The sequence below is a fragment of the Sorangium sp. So ce394 genome (assembly GCF_051474665.1).
Taxonomy (GTDB): Bacteria; Myxococcota_A; Polyangia; order Polyangiales; family Polyangiaceae; genus Sorangium; species Sorangium cellulosum_D.
On record NZ_CP150339.1, the window covers coordinates 9,716,564 to 9,731,851 of the forward strand.

Consider the following 15,288-nt stretch of genomic DNA (forward strand, 5'->3'; position numbering starts at 1 on the left):
GGGTGAGCGCGGCCGAGGGCTCGGGGGGATCGACCGGGCGGTGGGGGCGCGGAGGGACCTTCAGTGGTGCGCGATCAAGCCCAGCATGTCGAACGGGCTCGACTCGTACTCTTCCCGGGTCAGGAAGTTGTCGAGATCGAGCCACGCCACGAGGGGCCGGCATTCACGCACCTTCCATGGCTTCATGAGCGCCGCGATCTCCTCGGGCGTGCGCGGGTAGACCTGGACCCCGGCGAGGGCCGCGGCGCCGTTCAGCTGGTGCGCAGCGGAGGTAGCGCGCGCCTCGATGAAGCTGAGGGCCAGCACGCTGCCAGGGGCGCAAAACGCGTGCACCCTCCGCAGGAGGTCACTCAAGCGCTCATCGTCCATCATGTACGCGATGCCGATGCACCCCACCGCGACGCGGCGCTCCGCGCCGAAGAACTGCGCCGCCGCGGCAAGGAGCGACGACGGCTCTCGAACGTCGGCCTGGACGTAGCGCATGTTCGGCTTGTCGGCGAGGAGCTGCTCGCCGTAGATCACGCTCACGGGATCGATGTCCGAGAACAGGATGCGCGCGTCGGGCAGGTAGTCGTTGAGGTGGCCCTGCGTCGGGAGCCCCGAGGCGAGATCGAGCACGTTCGTGATGCCCGCCTCGGACCATCGCTGTCCCACGAGCTGGATGAACCAGCGGTTGAGCTTCGCCCATTTCGGATAGGTCGGTACGAGGTTCATGATCGCCGCGGCCGCGCGGCGATCGACGTCGTAGTTGTGGTGCCCGCCGAGAACGTAGTCGTAAACCCGGCCGACGTGCGGCTTGGTGATGTCGATCTCCATGGTGCCCTCCTAGCGCGAGCGCGCGGCGCGCCCCTTCAGCCGCCGCGGTACGAACGAGCAGCCGCGCGCTGCGGGAGCGGGCTGCCACACACGTCGAGCCCTTCCCGCCGCAGCGCATGCATGATGCCGCTTTGAAGGTTGGCCAGGACGACGATGCCCGCGAGGGGGATGCCCTGGTCGGTCAGCGCGCGGGCGGCCTCCGGGCGGATGCCGACCAGCACCGGGTGGGTGCCGAGGAGGTCGAGCGCGCGCGCGGTGCGCACGAGCGCGGCGACGGCCTCCGCGTCCATGGACGGCACGCCGGTCACGTCGATGATGGCGGTGCGCGCCTGACGGTCCACGACCTCGCGCAGCAGCGACTCGGTGATCCTGGCCGCCCGCTCGGCGTCGAGCTTGCCGATGAGCGGCAGCACCAGGATGTGGTCGTGGACGGGCATGATCGGCGTCGAGAGCTCGAGGATCACGCGCCGCAGCTCGCGCTCGCGGTTCTGGATGGCGCGCTCGAGCGCGAGCTGCATCTCGTCGCGCTGGACGCCGATCGCGCTGTTCTCGTGCTCCGCCACCGCATCCACGAGCAAGGTCAGGTAGTCGTTCACGCGCGCCACCTGCTCCAGCCCTTCGGGCGCGTTCTCGGGCAGGCGCGCCAGGACCTCGCGCAGGAGAGCGCGGCTCAGCCCGAGGAGGGCGCGCAGCCCGAGCCCCTGCTGCCCGAGCTTGTGCCCGAGCGACAGGACGGGCGCCGCGTCGCCGGTGGCGAGGAAAGAGAACAGCTCGTCCAGGATCTGCTGCGCGACCTGCGACAACCGGAACGGCGGGAGACCGCTGCGGTTGTGCACGGCGTTGTCCTTGAGCGCCTTCGCGGCGCTCTTCGCCAGCACCTGGCGCTCCGGATCGATCCATATCTGCATAGGAGGTCGACTCCCTTGGCCCTGGCCTTCGCCATGCCGTGTCGTAGGGGTGCTCATGGAGTAGGAGGACAAGCCACCTTCGGATCGCGCAAGTCGATCGGCGCGCCAGAGGGGGGTGGAGCTCGGCGCGATGCCAAGATCTGCTTGCCAAGCAGATGGATGTCGTGGCTTCGCAAGGTGCTCCCCCCCGAGATGCGGCCCCAGGCGCGCGCAGTGTCTCTACATTACTGTGTCCTGGCCCCCTGTGGTCCATGACAAACGCGGCCCGCGGCAGCGCAATCGCCGTACCAGGCAGGGCTCACACCTCCGGCTGCGGGGGCGGATCCGACAGGGGTGATGGTCGGCATCTCCTCGTCGTCGAGCCGTCGACGCCCGACCCCTGGACGCGTCGATCACCGTCAGGACGCCGATGTCGTGCGATGACGCACCCGGTACTATGTTGCCGACGTGAAGCGTCCGCGCCGGCCGGATCCGGTGCACCGTCCGGAGCCGACCGTGCGCGTGCTCGAGCGGCTCCGCGCGTAGGTCTTCTCACCCCCGCTGGCCGCCGAGATCGTTTTGCCCGGCAGCCCAAGTCGCTCCCCTCTCTCAGCGCTTCTGGTACGCGATCGCGTCGTCGGCGGCGGCGGTTCGGGTCGAGCGGCCGCCACGGCGAGCACTGGGACGTACGCCGGTTGTAATTTCTACGAAGTTCGCCCGTAATACTCCGGCTCATTGCCGGGCTTCCACTTGATGTTGCACCCGATGCTCGGGCGCTGATCCGAGGGGACGGGCGCCGACGCGAGCACCGCGTCGATGGCGGCGCGGAGGTCGCGGCCGGTCACCGGGACGTCGTTGCCAGGGCGGCTGTCGTCGAGCTGACCGCGGTAGACCAGCCGGCGATCCGGGCCGAAGAGGTAGAAATCCGGCGTGCAGGCCGCCCGATAGGCCTTGGCCACCTGCTGCGCCTCGTCGAGGAGGTACGGGAACGTATAACCGAACTCGCGCGCCTCCCTCGCCATCGCCTCGGCGTTGTCCGCCGGATAGGCGACGATGTCGTTCGGGTTGATGGCCACGATGGCCACGTCCTCGGGGCGATAGTCGCGCCGCAGCCGGGCGAGCTCGTGACGGACGTGCTTGACGAACGGACAATGGTTGCAGATGAACATCACGAGGAGCGCCCGCTCCCTGGTGAAGTCCGACAACGCCACCTGCTTTCCGTTGAAATCCGGCAGCCGGAAGTCGGGCGCCGGAGTGCCGAGCTCAAGCATCGTGGACGGGGTGCGTGCCATGGCAGAAATCTCCTCTCGCTGTGACGGCGCGCACCATACCACGCGGCGAGACGGCCGCGCTCGCCCCGCGCGCACGCACGGCGGCCCGGCGCGCGCCGCCGCCCCGCCCGAGATCGCCGGCCATCGCTCCGCTCGGCCGCGCCGCCATCGCTCCGCTCGCCCGGCCCGCGCCGGCTCCCCCCGCCAGGCCGCGCGACCAGGACCGTCCGGCAGCCGGCGCCCGACAGGCCGAGGCAGGCGCGCCGGCGCCGCGAACCCCCGAACAGCCGAGCACGCCGGACAGGCACGTACAGAGCAACGCCCTCGTCATGCCGCTGACGGACAACGCACGATGGAGAGACGCCGTCATGGCTCATCATGCCACGCGCACTACATTCATCGCATGCGGCTCCAATCGCTGGACATCTTCCGCGGAATGACCATCGTCGCGATGCTCCTGGTCAATTTCCAGGACAGCTTCCCGGCCATCTATCCGCCCCTGGCCCACTCGTATTGGGATGGCTGCACACTCGCAGACACGATATTTCCCTGCTTCCTCTTCATCGTCGGCGTGACCCTGCACATCTCCATGTCCGGGCGCCGCGCGCGCGGCGCGACCGACCGCGAGCTCGCCCTCCAGATCGTCCGGCGCGGCGCGATCTTCATCGCGCTCGGGCTGTTCCTGTCGGCGTTCCCGTTCTTTCCCGAAGAGCGCCTGACGGCGCTGCGCATCCCGGGCGTCCTCCAGCGCATCGGCGCCGCGTACGTGCTCGCGGCGCTCCTCTGCCTCAAGACCACCGCCCGGCAGCAGGCGGGCATCATCGCCGCGGCCCTGATCGGCTACTGGCTCGTCCTCCGGCTCTATCCGCTCGACGATCCGCACGAGACGCTGGCCGCCCGGGTGGACCGGTATTTCCTCGAGGGGCACATCGCGCGCAAAGGCTGGGACGCGATGGGCATCCTCCCCACCCTCCCCGCGGCGATGACGGTGATGCTGGGGAGCCTCGGCGGCCGCTGGCTCACCGCGCCCGTAGGGCTCCAGGCGCGCGTCGCCGGGCTCCTCGCCGCCGGCGCCGCGGGGATCGCGCTGGGCGCCGCCTGGGCGCCGTGGTTCGCGTGGAACCGCAGCCTGTACTCGAGCTCGTTCGCGCTGTTCACCGCCGGCGTGGCCGCGGTCGTCCTCGCCGCCTGCGTGTGGATCGTGGACCTGAAGGGGTGGCGGCGCTGGGGCGCTCCGTTCCTGATCTTCGGCGCGAACCCCATCGCGGCTTACGTGGGCTCGACCATGATGGGACACCTGCTCTATCACGTGAGCAGGACCGGAGACGACGGCGCGAGGACGAGCGCGCTGGAGCTCGTTTACACGCGCCTCTTCGCGTCGTGGCTCTCGCCGCTGAACGCCTCCCTCGCCTTCGCGCTCGCGGCCGTCGCCCTCTGGCTCGTGCTCCTCTACCCCCTCCACCGCCGGGGCATCTTCCTCAAGGTCTGAGGCGCCCCGGCGCCTCAAGGTCTGAGGCGCCCCGGCGCGCCGCGGCGCGATCACCTGGGGAAGTGGCGCTCGATCATCGAGAAGAACGCCGCCTCGCCAGGCTCGCCGCCGATGCTCCAGTACGTCACCCCGCCGAGCCCGCCGCGCCTGGCGGCGGCGACCTTCTCCTCGAGCGACCCGAGGTCCTCGAAGAAGAGGTGCTCTCCGCTCGCGAGGACCTGGTTCGGCGCCCTCCCGGCCGCGAACCGCGCGGCCCCGTCCTCCGGGCACCGGCGCATGTGGTCGGTGCTCGTGTCGTAGCCGTCGCCGCCCGCGAGCTCCAGGCACTTGCCGAGCGGCTCGCACCCCACCACGGCGCCCCCGCCCTCCGGCGCCTCCGGCCCGAGCAGGCCGTAGTTCGGCAGGCCGAGGATGAACTTCTCGCGGCGCGCGCCGCCCTCGAGGCCCCCGATGTACGCGACCGTCCGCTCCACCCACCCGAGCGGCGCGACCGGGCCCGCGTGGGCGCCGCCGCCAAAGTGGTAGTCGTAGCTCATCACGTGCACGTGATCCGCCGAGGCGCTCAGCGCCTCGTAGTCGAACACGCCCGTCGCGGAGGCGACCGCCGGGACCGCGAGCGAGAGCGTCTTTTCGGCCGCGTGGAGCGCGCGCGAGAGCTCGTCGATGAACGCCGAGAACGAGGCCCGCTCGGCCTCCACGGTCTCGCCCGGCCCGAGCACGGACGCGAGGTGCTCGTAGTCGATGTCGAGCCCGTCGTAGCCGTTCTCCACCGCGAGGGCCACGAGGCCCGCCACGTGCTGCGCCCGGAGCGCGGGCTCGTGGATCATCGCGTGCACCGCGACGACATCCGGCCGGTCGACCGCGGCGACGAGCGGGACGAGCCGCGTCCGCCCGCCGCCGGGCGTCGTGCGGTCGAGGACGCGCGGGTCGTGAAAGCCCGCGAACGGCGCCGACCGGCCGCGCGGGTGGTTCTCGAACGTGGTCGGCGAGGCGACGCGCCACCACTTCGGGTGGACGGCGTCGAACGCCTCGGCGCGGGCCGCGAAGGTGTCGTAGCCGAGCTCCGTCGACGCGGGATCGCCGAGGAACTCGTGCAGCCAGCCACAGAAGCGGTGATCGCCCGGCGCCCCGTCGCGCGGCGCCGCGGCGCCCGGCGCGTCGGGCGACCCCGGCGCTCCCTCGCGCGGCGCCGCGGCGCTCCCGACCTCGACGACGAGCGGCGTGCGCTCCACCCCGCCGCCGCACGAGGCGACGGCAGCGGCGGAGCAGGTGAGCGGCAGGATCCGGAGGAGCAGCTTCATGGCGGCCGCCCCTCTAGCAGCCCGCCGCCAGAGCTACAGCCGGGATCGCGCGGTTCCGCGGGGCGCCTCACGCCGCGCCCGCGATGCGATGTTCTACGGCCCCTCCCTCGCCGCGCCCCTCCGGCCGCCGCCGCCGTGGTGTACTACGCTCGCTCCGCGCATGACCCAAGGCGTCCGCCCCCTGCACGAGCTCCGCGACGAGGCCCGCTCCGCGCTGGCCAGGAGCGATCTCTCCCGCGCGCGCGACGCGCTCTTCAGCGCCCTCCAGCACACCATCGCCCGCGAGGACGACTACGTCGCCATGACGGACGAGCTCCGCGAGGTGCTGGTCCGGCTCGGCGACCCGAGGAGCGCCCTCACCGTCGCCTGGTACGCGGGCGGCGAGCACAGCCAGCGCCCCCTCATCGCCCACGTCCCGCCCATCGACCGCGCGCGCACCGTGCTCGCCTGGGCCGAGCGCGAGCAGGACCCCGAGCGGCAGAGGCGGCTCTACGCCCGCGCCGCCGACGAGTACGAGGCCGCCGGCCTCGTCGCGCAGGCCGCCATCGCCCGCGAGCGCGGCCAGGACTTCGCCCGCGCCCGCGCCCTCTGGTCGCGCCTCGCCCAGCTGCTCTCCTCGTCGGGCAGCGACCTCTACGCCGCCGGCCTCGCCCGCTTCAACCTCGCCCGCACCTCGCTCCGCACGGGCGACGCCACGGCCGCGCGCGAGGCCGTCTTCGCCTCGGTCCACCTGCTCGAGGAGGCCGCCGACCGGTACGAGACCATCGGCCAGCGCGAGCGCGCCTTCGACTGCTACCAGGTCCTCATCGCCGTCGGCCGCGAGAGCCGCGCCTTCGAGCACGTCCTCGAGGGCTACGTGAACGTCATCCGCATCCTGCGCGAGGACCACCTGCGCTACTACGCGCTCCAGTCCTACGAGGAGGCCGTCGCCGCGGCCGAGAAGCAGGGGGAGATCTCCGCCGCCGCCACGCTCGCCCGCGAGATGGCCGCCTACGCGCGCAAAGAGGGGCTCACCGCCGTCGCCAACTTCGCCGTGCTCGCGCAGGCCCGGCTCTGGCAGGAGGTGTCCGCCGTCTCGCAGAAGCGCGCCGCGCCGCCCGAGATCGCCGAGAACGCGCTGCTCGCCGCCGTGATCGCGCTCGGCGAGGCGGGGCAGTACAGCAAGGTGGGCAGCGTCTACCGCGCCCTCACGCAGCTGCCGCTCGAGGAGACCCGGAAGAAGCACTACGCCCGCGCCGGCGGCCGCTACGTGAACGCGCAGGACCTGCCGATCGACGCGTCGCCGCTGCCGGCGCACCTCCGCCACGAGCTCGGCTTCCCCGACGTCTGGCACATCGACCTCGTCGAGTGGGAGCAGGCCGGCAGCGCCAGCCAGGCGTGCGGCGACATCGTCCTCGACCCGGCGCAGTGGTCCGAGGTCACCCGCCGCCGCGCGATGCTCGCCCGCCTGACCGCGCTCGCCGTCGAGGGCGCGACGCCCGAGGCCGCCCCGGCGCAGCGCTCGCCCGCGCAGCAGCTCATCAGCCTCGCCGAGCAGCTCGCGACGGTCGAGCTCTACACGATCCTCTCGCCGCTCGAGCACCTGTTCCGCCGCCCCGAGCCGAAGATCCGGGTGGCCGTGGTCCGCGCGCTCTCCCGCTTCCTCTACAAGCGCACGTTCATCACGCTCCGCGACGCGCTCGTGGACCCCGACCCCACCGTCGTCCACGAGGCCGCCCGCGCGCTCGAAGAGCTCCGCTTCGCCCACGCCTTCGATCCGCTCGCCCGCATCTACCGCGAGTCGCAGGCGCCCGCCGTCCGCGCCAGCGCCGTGCGCGCGATCGCGAAGATCGACACGCTGGAGGCCGGCGAGATGCTCCTCGGCATCCTCCAGCACGAGGGCGCCGAGGAGCGCGCCGCGGCCGTCGAGGCGCTGAAGCGCGCGCGCGGCATGAAGTTCGTGGAGCTCGCCCGCGCCTCGCTCGCCGAGCTGCCCACGTCCGCGCAGGCCGTGGTGCGCGAGATCCTCCAGAGTCGCGGCATCAGCCCATGAGCGTACGAGCGCGCCTGTCCGCCCCCGGCCGCGCCGCCCCGCGCCGGGCGACGCCGGGGTGGTTGCCTGTCCGGACGGCGACAGCTGGCTGCGTCCGCCCCTCACCCCCGCTCACGCGCTGGAAAACCGCCTCCGACGAGCAACCCCGCGATTGTGCGCTGCGGCAAAGGGATTCCCCTAACGACTTTGTGTCTGGCGTCGCGATGGGGGGATGCGCTGCGCCCATGAGTCGGGATACCCTGCACGCGCCAATCCAACTCATCCCGAAAGCTTCTCGGCGCGCGATGTCGTAAGCATGGAAGCGGACGGAGCGCTTGGGGGAGCGCTGGGAAACCGCCGTCCGGGCTCCCGATGGTGCGCTGCTCGACAACGGTCGACTTCTCAGCGCGCCACCGGCGGCTCTTCTTGCGTGGCAGCAGCTGGGCGCCGCGGCGCGGCGCCCAGCTGCCCAGGCAGACCCATCGCCGCCGGGGCGGATGGGCGCCCGCTCCGCCGCGGGCGCTCGTCGCGCGGGCCGCGCGCGGGCCGCTCGCTCAGCGGCTGAAGTCAGCGGCTGAAGATCGACTCGAGCGCGGGCGTCAGCTGGGCGTAGCGGAACTTGTAGCCAAGCTCCTCCGCCCGCCGGGGATAGGCGCGCTGCCCCGTGGTCACTATCTCGGCCGCGTCGCCCATCCCGAGCTTCACCACGGCCTCGGGCACGCGGAGCCACGACGGCCGGCGGAGCACGGCGCCGATCGCCTGCGCGACCTCCTCGCCGGTCGCCGCGTGCGGCGCGGTCACGTTGAGCGGGCCGCGCACCGCGTCGCTGTCGAGGGCGAGCAGGGTCAGCGCCACCACGTCGTCGCGGTGGATCCACGGGATCACCTGCTTGCCGTCGCCGATCGGCCCGCCGAGGAAGAACCGGAAGGGCGCGATCATCTTGTCGAGCGCGCCGCCGCCCTCGCCGATCACCACGCCGATCCGCAGCTGCACCGAGCGGACGCCGTGCTGCTCCTCGATGGCGCGCGCGGCCTCCTCCCAGCGGACCACGACGTCGGCGAGGAAGCCCTGCCCGGGCGGGGCGCCCTCGTCGAGCACCTTCTCGCCCGGCTGCGGGCCGTAGTAGCCGACCGCGGAGGCGCAGACGAACGCGCTCGGCTTGCGCTTGGCCTTGCCGATCGCCTCGCCCATGAGGCGGGTCGTGTCGATGCGGCTGTTCACGATCTCGCGCCGCGCGTCCTCGGACCAGCGCTTGACGATCGACTCGCCCGCCAGGTGGATCACGCCGTCCACCCCGTCGAGCTCCTCGAACCACGGCCCCGCGCTGTAGGGGCTCCACGACACGACGCGCGCCCCGGGCAGCGACGCCTGCGTCCGCCCGACGTCGCGCGTCAGCACCGTCACCCGATCCCCCCGCGCGAGCAGCTCCTTCACGAGACCGCGCCCGATAAACCCGCTGCCGCCGGTGACAAGAACCGTCTTCACGGGATCCTTCTATCACGGCTCGGACGGAGGCGGGGCTCCGCCTTCGGCGCCGCGACGGGGGCGCGCCGGGACGGGCGCCAGCTGTCCAGTCGTGACGCGGACCGCGGGAGACGGTAAGACGCCGGACGTGATGGATGACCTAGAGACCTTCAAGAAGCTTCCTCTCGGCGGCCTGGATCGCCGCTCGTTCGTCGGCGCGCTGGCCGAGCACGGCGCGCGCGTGGCCAGCGAGCAGCTCGCGGCGCACCGCGCCCGCATCAGCCCGGCCGGCACGCAGATCGCCCCGGACACGGCGGTGCTGATCCTGGGCGGCTCGAACGGCATCACCCGGGCGCTCGCGCTGCAGCTGCTCTTCGGGGAGCGGGCCGCCGTGTTCGCGGTGCACTTCGACAGCGAGAAGATGCAGATCGGCCCGCACCACGTGAAGGCGATCACGGACGCGGCGGCGGCCGAGGGGCTCACGGCGCGCTTCTGGAACAACGACGCCACGAGGCCGCAGGTGATCGACGAGGTGGTCGCCGCGCTGAAGGAGCGGTATCGGGCGGTGCACCTCGTGAACGGCATCGCGGCGGGCGCGATGAAGCGGTACGCGGAGCACGGGCCGACGAAGGTGAAGGACCTCGACGTCGCGTTCGACCCGGTGCTCCAGGTGCCGGATTTCTCGCGCCCCGAGAACATCCGCAAGCTCGGGCTCGTCGAGGTGGACGTCGCGAACGACGCGGACATCGAGCGGACGAACAAGTTCATGGGCACGTCGTCGCTCCTGTGGGCCGAGCCGCTCGCCGCGGCGGGGCTGCTCGCGAAGGGCGAGAGCGTGGTGTCGTTCTGCGACTACGACTACCCGAGCGACGATCCGGTCTACGCGATGGGCCCGCTCGCCGGCGCGAAGAAGCTGCAGCGCCAGACGATGGCGGAGATCCAGGGGAAGTTCGGGGTGAAGACGGCGCGCATCTGCTATCCGGCCCTGGCGACGACGGCGCTCGGGGCGATCCCGGGAGGGCTGCTGATGTACGGGCTCAGCACGCAGATCCTGAAGGAGCGCGGGCAGTTCAGGGACGTCATCGACCTGGCGCGTGACACGATGGAGATCTGGCGGCCGAGCTGGGACGGGAGCGATCTGCGGGTGGACGCGGCCTACCAGGCCTGTCTCCCGGAGTTCAACGAGCGCAAGGTGAAGATCGGGCCTAAGGACGTGCCCGGCGCGTTCCGGCTGCTGTTCGAGTAACCTCGAGGGGGCCTCCGCGCGGGGCCTCCGCGCGCCTCGGCGCCGCGGTTTCGCGGGCCGGCCGCGCCGTGCGCGCGGTCTCGCGCACCGGCCGCGCTGCGCGCGCGGCCGGGGGGGAAGGTCGCCCCTACCCTTCGGCCCGCGCGACCTCGGGCTCGAGACGGGCGACCTGGACCTTGTCGGACATCTGGAGGATGCCCAGCCAGGCGAACACGCGGATGACCTGGTAGGCCGGGTCGATCTCGAACCACCGCACCGCGAAGTTCGGGCTCATCGCGTACTTGTGGTGGTTGTTCTGGAAGAGCTCGCCGAGCGTCACCAGGTCGAGGGCCAGCGTGTTGCGGGAGTCGTCGTCGCTGTTGAAGTTGCGGTAGCCGTAGCGGTGGCCGCACCAGTTCACGATCGCCCCGTGCAGCGGGCCCATGGTCCAGTGGAGCGGGAGGAACAGGAACTGCCACCAGTGCGAGGCGAAGGCCGCGTAGAAGACCACGTAGCCCGTGCCCCACGCGAGCCGGCTGATCCACGAGTTGCCGATGCGATCGAGCGTGCGCCACTCGGGGTAGCCGCCGCGGAAGCGCGGCTCCACGTCGGCCGTGCCGTCGTAGATCGCGTCGTAGCGCTTCGCGGTGTCGAGCATCATCGGGACGACGCTCGAGTAGTACCGCGGCGAGTGCGGGTCCTTCGGCGTGTCGCTGTACGCGTGGTGCATGCGGTGCAAGATCGCGTAAACCCACGGAACCAGGTACGAAGAGCCCTGCGTCAGGTACGTCAGGAAGTGAAAGATCCGTTCCCACCGCTTCGACATCGTGAACATCCGATGCGAGGCGTACCGGTGCAGGAAGAAGGTCTGGAAAAAGACCGAGAGCGTAGAGTGGGCGATGAGGACGACCGCGATCTCCATGCTCGGGTCGTAGCCCGGTGGTCCGCGGCACGGGGTCAGCGCACGGTCACGTTTCCATAACGGGGCCGGGATCCCGCGTGTTTTCTCGCGGATCCTTACGTCCCTGGGCTCTCCCGAGTCCGTTCGTGGTATCGGCGGAGCCGTGAAGGCCGTGATCATCGGGGCGGGCCGGGGCAGCCGGCTGCGTCACCTCACCGAAGAGCTGCCGAAGACGCTGGTCCCGATCCTCGGCCGCCCGATGCTCGACGGCATCCTCGACGCGCTCGCGGCGGGCGGCTTCAAGCGGTCGGACGTCGTGTTCGTCTGCGGCTACAAGGCCGAGGTGATCCGGGCTGCCTACCCGGACCTCACGTACGTCGAGAACCGCGACTGGGAGCAGAACAACATCCTGCTCTCGCTGCTCTGCGCGCGCGAGCACCTCGAGGGCGGCTTCGTCTCGACGTACGCGGACATCGTCTACCGGCCCGGGATCGTGGCGGATCTGGTGCGCTCTCCGCACGACATCGCGCTCGCCTGCGACACGGACTGGCGGCGCCGGTATGTGAACCGCTCGCAGCACCCCGAGACCGACGCCGAGAAGCTCCGCGCCGACGGGGACCGCGTCGTGGAGATCTCGCGCCGCATCCCGTCGGAGGCGGCGACGGGCGAGTTCATCGGGGTGATGAAGCTGTCGGCGCGGGGCGCCGCGCGGCTGCTGGCCGCGTTCGACGCCGCGCGCGCCGCGTTCGCGGAGCGGCCGGAGTTCCGCGAGGGCCGCTCGTTCCGGCGCGCCTACCTCATCGATCTGCTCCAGCACATGCTCGAGTCGGGCGCGGCCCTGCACAAGATCGACACGCACGGCGGCTACATGGAGATCGACACGCTGGAAGACGCGTCGCTGGCCGACGCGTGGTGGCGCGGCGGGGCCTGACCCGGCCGGCGAAGCGGGCCGCCCTAGACAGCGTCGGCGAAGTCGGCGCCTTGCGCGAGGAGCCCGGGAAGGCCGCCGGTGTGCAGGAACAGCACCCGCTTGCCCGAGAGCTCGCCCCGCTCGGCCATGTCCCAGAGCCCGGAGAACGCCTTGCCCGTGTACACCGGGTCGAGGATGAGCCCCGACAGCCGCGCCGCCTTCACGATCCGCGCCCGCTGCTCCGGCGTGGACACCCCGTAGGCCGGCCCGCGCGCGGAGTCGTCGATCACGAGGTGGGCGGGCGCGCCGAGGCGCGGCTCGAGCGAGCGCGCGTCGTCCATGATCGCGACCACGACGCGCGCGAACGTCGCCTTGTCCTCGCACACCGCCATCGCGCGCACCTCGCCGGCCACCTCGTAGCGGGCCGCGCCGAGCGCCGAGCCCGCCGCCGTCCCGCCCGAGCCGCACGCGTGCACGACGACGTCGAACGGCTTGCCCCCCGCGAGGCCGAGGTCGAGCTGCTTCCGGATCTCCTCCATCGCGCGCACGTAGCCGAGCGCGCCGAGGCCGTTCGAGCCGCCCTCGGGGATCACGTACGGCCGGCCGCCCGCCGCGCGGATCTCGGCGGCCGCCTCGGCCATGACGGCGTCGCGGCCCCGGTACGCCTCGGGCGAGATCAGCCGGATCTCCGCGCCGGCGAGCCGATCGAGCAGCACGTTGCCCCCGAGCGGCGCCCCGGCCGACGGATCCGCGGTGCGCAGGAACAGCACGGAGCGCAGGCCGAGCGAGGCGCTGAGCAGCGCGGTCGCGCGCGCGTGGTTCGACTGCAGGCCGCCGCAGGTGATCACGCAGTCGGCGCCCTCCTCCCGCGCGGCGGCGAGCAGGTACTCGAGCTTGCGGACCTTGTTGCCGGCCTCCGCGCCGGCGGTCATGTCGTCGCGCTTCACGTAGAGGTCGACGCCGAGCGCCTCGGCCAGCCGCCGCGGGCGCTGGATCGGGGTCGGAAGGTGGCTCAGCGCGAGTCGTTTGCGCATCGTTTCTCTCCCATGTCTCTCCTCCGGAGGGCGAGGCCGCGGCCGGCGCCGTCGCCCGACCTCGACGAGCCGCGCGCCCGCCGCGCCGCACCCGCCACGCAGACGCCCTCTACCACCCTGGGCGGCCCTCGTCTGCCGTGTCGCGCGCGAGCTCGCTCGAGGGCCGGCGAGCCCCGGCCGGATCAGTGGATCACGCCCAGCTTGAGCGTGAGCAGGTACTGATCGGGGAGCTCCGTGCCGGCGGCGTCGTCGAACGCGCCGCCGGGGAAGAGGACGCCGGCCTCGGTGCCGAGCTGGATGGTGACGAGCCTGCCCATCGCGATGCGCGCGTCGACGCCGAGGTCGAGCTCGACGCCGAGATCGCGGCGGCGCTTGTCCCCGCCGTCGTAGTTGGCGAGGACGCCGCCCGCCCGGGGGTTGTGCGGGTCGACGACGTCGGCCGTCGCCTCGGCGATGACCGCGCCCGCCTTGAGGTCGAGCCAGCGCGCCGGCCGCACCACGACCCGCGGGTTCACGTAGGCGGCGCCGAACACGCCGCCCTTGGAGGGCAGCGACCTGATCCCGGGCTCGGGCGACGCGGCGAAGAGCTCCCGCTCGGCGATCGTGGCCGAGCGCGCCGTCTTCCAGGCGAGCACCTGGTCGAAGAGGATGAGCCCGACGTTGTGGCTCGGGTCGAACGTGAACCGCCGCGACACGTCGTCCCTGGGGTCGTCGTCGCCCGACGCGTAGCCGGCCTCGAGCTCGGTGACGACGCGCCCCCACCGATCGGCCGGCCGCAGCCCGCGGCCCGCGACGTGCACCGCGCCGAGCGTGGCCGCGCCGCCGACCGAGCGCACCGCCACGGGCGCGCGCCCCGCCGCCGCGCCCGCGAGCGGCTCGGGCCCGCGCGGGACGAACGACGCCGCGCCCAGGATCACCGCGGCCTCGAGCGCGCCGTAGACGTGGGCGCCGCCCCCTGGCACCGGCGCGTCGAACCTGCCGGCCACGTCGATCACCGCCGCCGCGAGCGCCTCGGTGAACCGGGCCGGGCTCGTGTTCGCGCGGCGCTCGCGGGCCTGCCGCCGCAGGGCGCCGTAGATCCCGACCTCGCCGCGCCGCTCGCGCCAGAGCGCCGACACGACCGCCTGGACCGCGCGATCGCCCTCCCCTTCGTCCTGCCCCTCGACGTCGTTCCCGAGCAGGTCGGCCGCGTTGTCCTCGAACACGAGGTCGGCCGCGACGGTCACGACGAGCGGCCCGGCCCGCCCCATCGGCGTCGCCTCGAGCATGACGCGCTCGACGAGCGAGCCGCGCTCGTAGTCGCCGAAGAAGCTCGCGCGATCGCCGTCGTTGGCGACGAGCCCCATCCCCCAGTGCGCGCCCTGCTGGCCCACCCGGAAGACGCCGACGGACGACGGCACCTCCAGGTAGAGGTAGCGCGGGTGCACGTCGTACCAGGCCAGGGCGGCGCGCGCGTCGCGCACCTGCTCGACGTGCCGCGTGGTGTCGCCGGCGATGAGCCCGCGGACGACGTCGATCTGGGCCACGATCGAGGCCTTGTCCTTGTAGTGGAAGCGCGGCGAGAGGCGCAGCCAGTGAGCGATGTACTGGTTCTGCCCGAGCGTCGTCGCGCCCGGATCCGAGAGGGGCGGCGCCCGGAGCCGGAGGTCGGTCATGGCGCGGTAGCGGAGCTGGTACTCGCCCTGCACCGAGAACGTCGACCGGGTCGGGTCCGGCGGGGGCGGCGGCGAGCGGCCGGTGTCCAGCACGAGCCGCTCCTCGAAGCGGTCGGCGTCTGCCGCGGCCGGCGGGGCTCCCGGCCCCGCGTCCGCGCCCTCGACGGGCTGAGCGGCGCTCGGCGAGGCGAGCGCGACGGCGAGCGCAAGGGGGGCGAGGTGGGCCAGGGCGAAGCGCATCGGAAGCAAGCGGCCGCGCGCCGGCGCAGGCCGGAGCGCGCCGGCAGGATAGGCGGATCGATCCCTGCGGGGCACTGGATTCTT

The 15,288-nt window shown here is 72.6% G+C and carries 12 protein-coding genes; 4 read left to right on the forward strand and 8 right to left on the reverse strand.

Annotated features, from left to right (window positions below):
• Positions 1-60: 60 nt before the first annotated feature.
• The 3 genes from WMF33_RS35860 to WMF33_RS35870 form a co-directional block, all read right to left on the reverse strand.
• Positions 61-816, reverse strand: coding sequence for an SAM-dependent methyltransferase (locus WMF33_RS35860; protein ID WP_437332833.1), 756 nt, complete (start codon positions 814-816; stop codon positions 61-63).
• 35 nt (positions 817-851) lie between these two features.
• Positions 852-1,724, reverse strand: coding sequence for an STAS domain-containing protein (locus tag WMF33_RS35865; protein WP_437332834.1), 873 nt, complete (start codon positions 1,722-1,724; stop codon positions 852-854).
• A gap of 683 nt (positions 1,725-2,407) precedes the next feature.
• Positions 2,408-2,995: a thioredoxin family protein gene (locus WMF33_RS35870; protein ID WP_437332835.1), complete on the reverse strand. Its 588-nt coding sequence runs from the start codon at positions 2,993-2,995 to the stop codon at positions 2,408-2,410.
• A gap of 382 nt (positions 2,996-3,377) precedes the next feature.
• On the opposite strand from WMF33_RS35870, the gene WMF33_RS35875 reads away from it, so the two are divergent.
• Complete coding sequence (locus tag WMF33_RS35875; RefSeq protein ID WP_437332836.1) at positions 3,378-4,463, forward strand: acyltransferase family protein; 1,086 nt, start codon at positions 3,378-3,380, stop codon at positions 4,461-4,463.
• Between the two features lie 50 nt (positions 4,464-4,513).
• On the opposite strand, the gene WMF33_RS35880 is transcribed toward WMF33_RS35875, so the two are convergent.
• Positions 4,514-5,764 carry a glycosyl hydrolase family 18 protein gene (locus WMF33_RS35880; protein WP_437332837.1) on the reverse strand — a complete coding sequence of 417 codons (1,251 nt, stop codon included), beginning with the start codon at positions 5,762-5,764 and terminating at the stop codon, positions 4,514-4,516.
• Positions 5,765-5,924: 160 nt separating this feature from the next.
• Between WMF33_RS35880 and WMF33_RS35885 the strand changes: the two genes are divergently transcribed.
• On the forward strand, positions 5,925-7,796 hold the full coding sequence (locus WMF33_RS35885) for a HEAT repeat domain-containing protein (RefSeq protein WP_437332838.1): 1,872 nt from the start codon (positions 5,925-5,927) through the stop codon (positions 7,794-7,796).
• 546 nt (positions 7,797-8,342) lie between these two features.
• Here WMF33_RS35885 and WMF33_RS35890 read toward each other — a convergent pair.
• On the reverse strand, positions 8,343-9,260 hold the full coding sequence (locus WMF33_RS35890; RefSeq protein ID WP_020739106.1) for a TIGR01777 family oxidoreductase: 918 nt from the start codon (positions 9,258-9,260) through the stop codon (positions 8,343-8,345).
• Positions 9,261-9,390: 130 nt separating this feature from the next.
• Between WMF33_RS35890 and WMF33_RS35895 the strand changes: the two genes are divergently transcribed.
• Positions 9,391-10,485, forward strand: coding sequence for a hypothetical protein (locus WMF33_RS35895; RefSeq protein ID WP_061627418.1), 1,095 nt, complete (start codon positions 9,391-9,393; stop codon positions 10,483-10,485).
• Positions 10,486-10,612: 127 nt separating this feature from the next.
• Here the strand turns inward: WMF33_RS35895 and WMF33_RS35900 are convergent, their stop codons facing one another.
• Positions 10,613-11,386 (reverse strand): acyl-CoA desaturase, encoded by a 774-nt coding sequence (locus WMF33_RS35900; RefSeq protein WP_437332839.1) that lies wholly within the window; start codon positions 11,384-11,386, stop codon positions 10,613-10,615.
• A 142-nt stretch (positions 11,387-11,528) separates the two neighbouring features.
• Between WMF33_RS35900 and WMF33_RS35905 the strand changes: the two genes are divergently transcribed.
• Positions 11,529-12,296 carry an NTP transferase domain-containing protein gene (locus tag WMF33_RS35905; RefSeq protein WP_437332840.1) on the forward strand — a complete coding sequence of 256 codons (768 nt, stop codon included), beginning with the start codon at positions 11,529-11,531 and terminating at the stop codon, positions 12,294-12,296.
• Positions 12,297-12,319: 23 nt separating this feature from the next.
• On the opposite strand, the gene WMF33_RS35910 is transcribed toward WMF33_RS35905, so the two are convergent.
• Positions 12,320-13,309 (reverse strand): D-cysteine desulfhydrase family protein, encoded by a 990-nt coding sequence (locus WMF33_RS35910; RefSeq protein WP_437332841.1) that lies wholly within the window; start codon positions 13,307-13,309, stop codon positions 12,320-12,322.
• Positions 13,310-13,491: 182 nt separating this feature from the next.
• On the reverse strand, positions 13,492-15,204 hold the full coding sequence (locus WMF33_RS35915; protein ID WP_437332842.1) for a hypothetical protein: 1,713 nt from the start codon (positions 15,202-15,204) through the stop codon (positions 13,492-13,494).
• Positions 15,205-15,288: the final 84 nt, after the last annotated feature.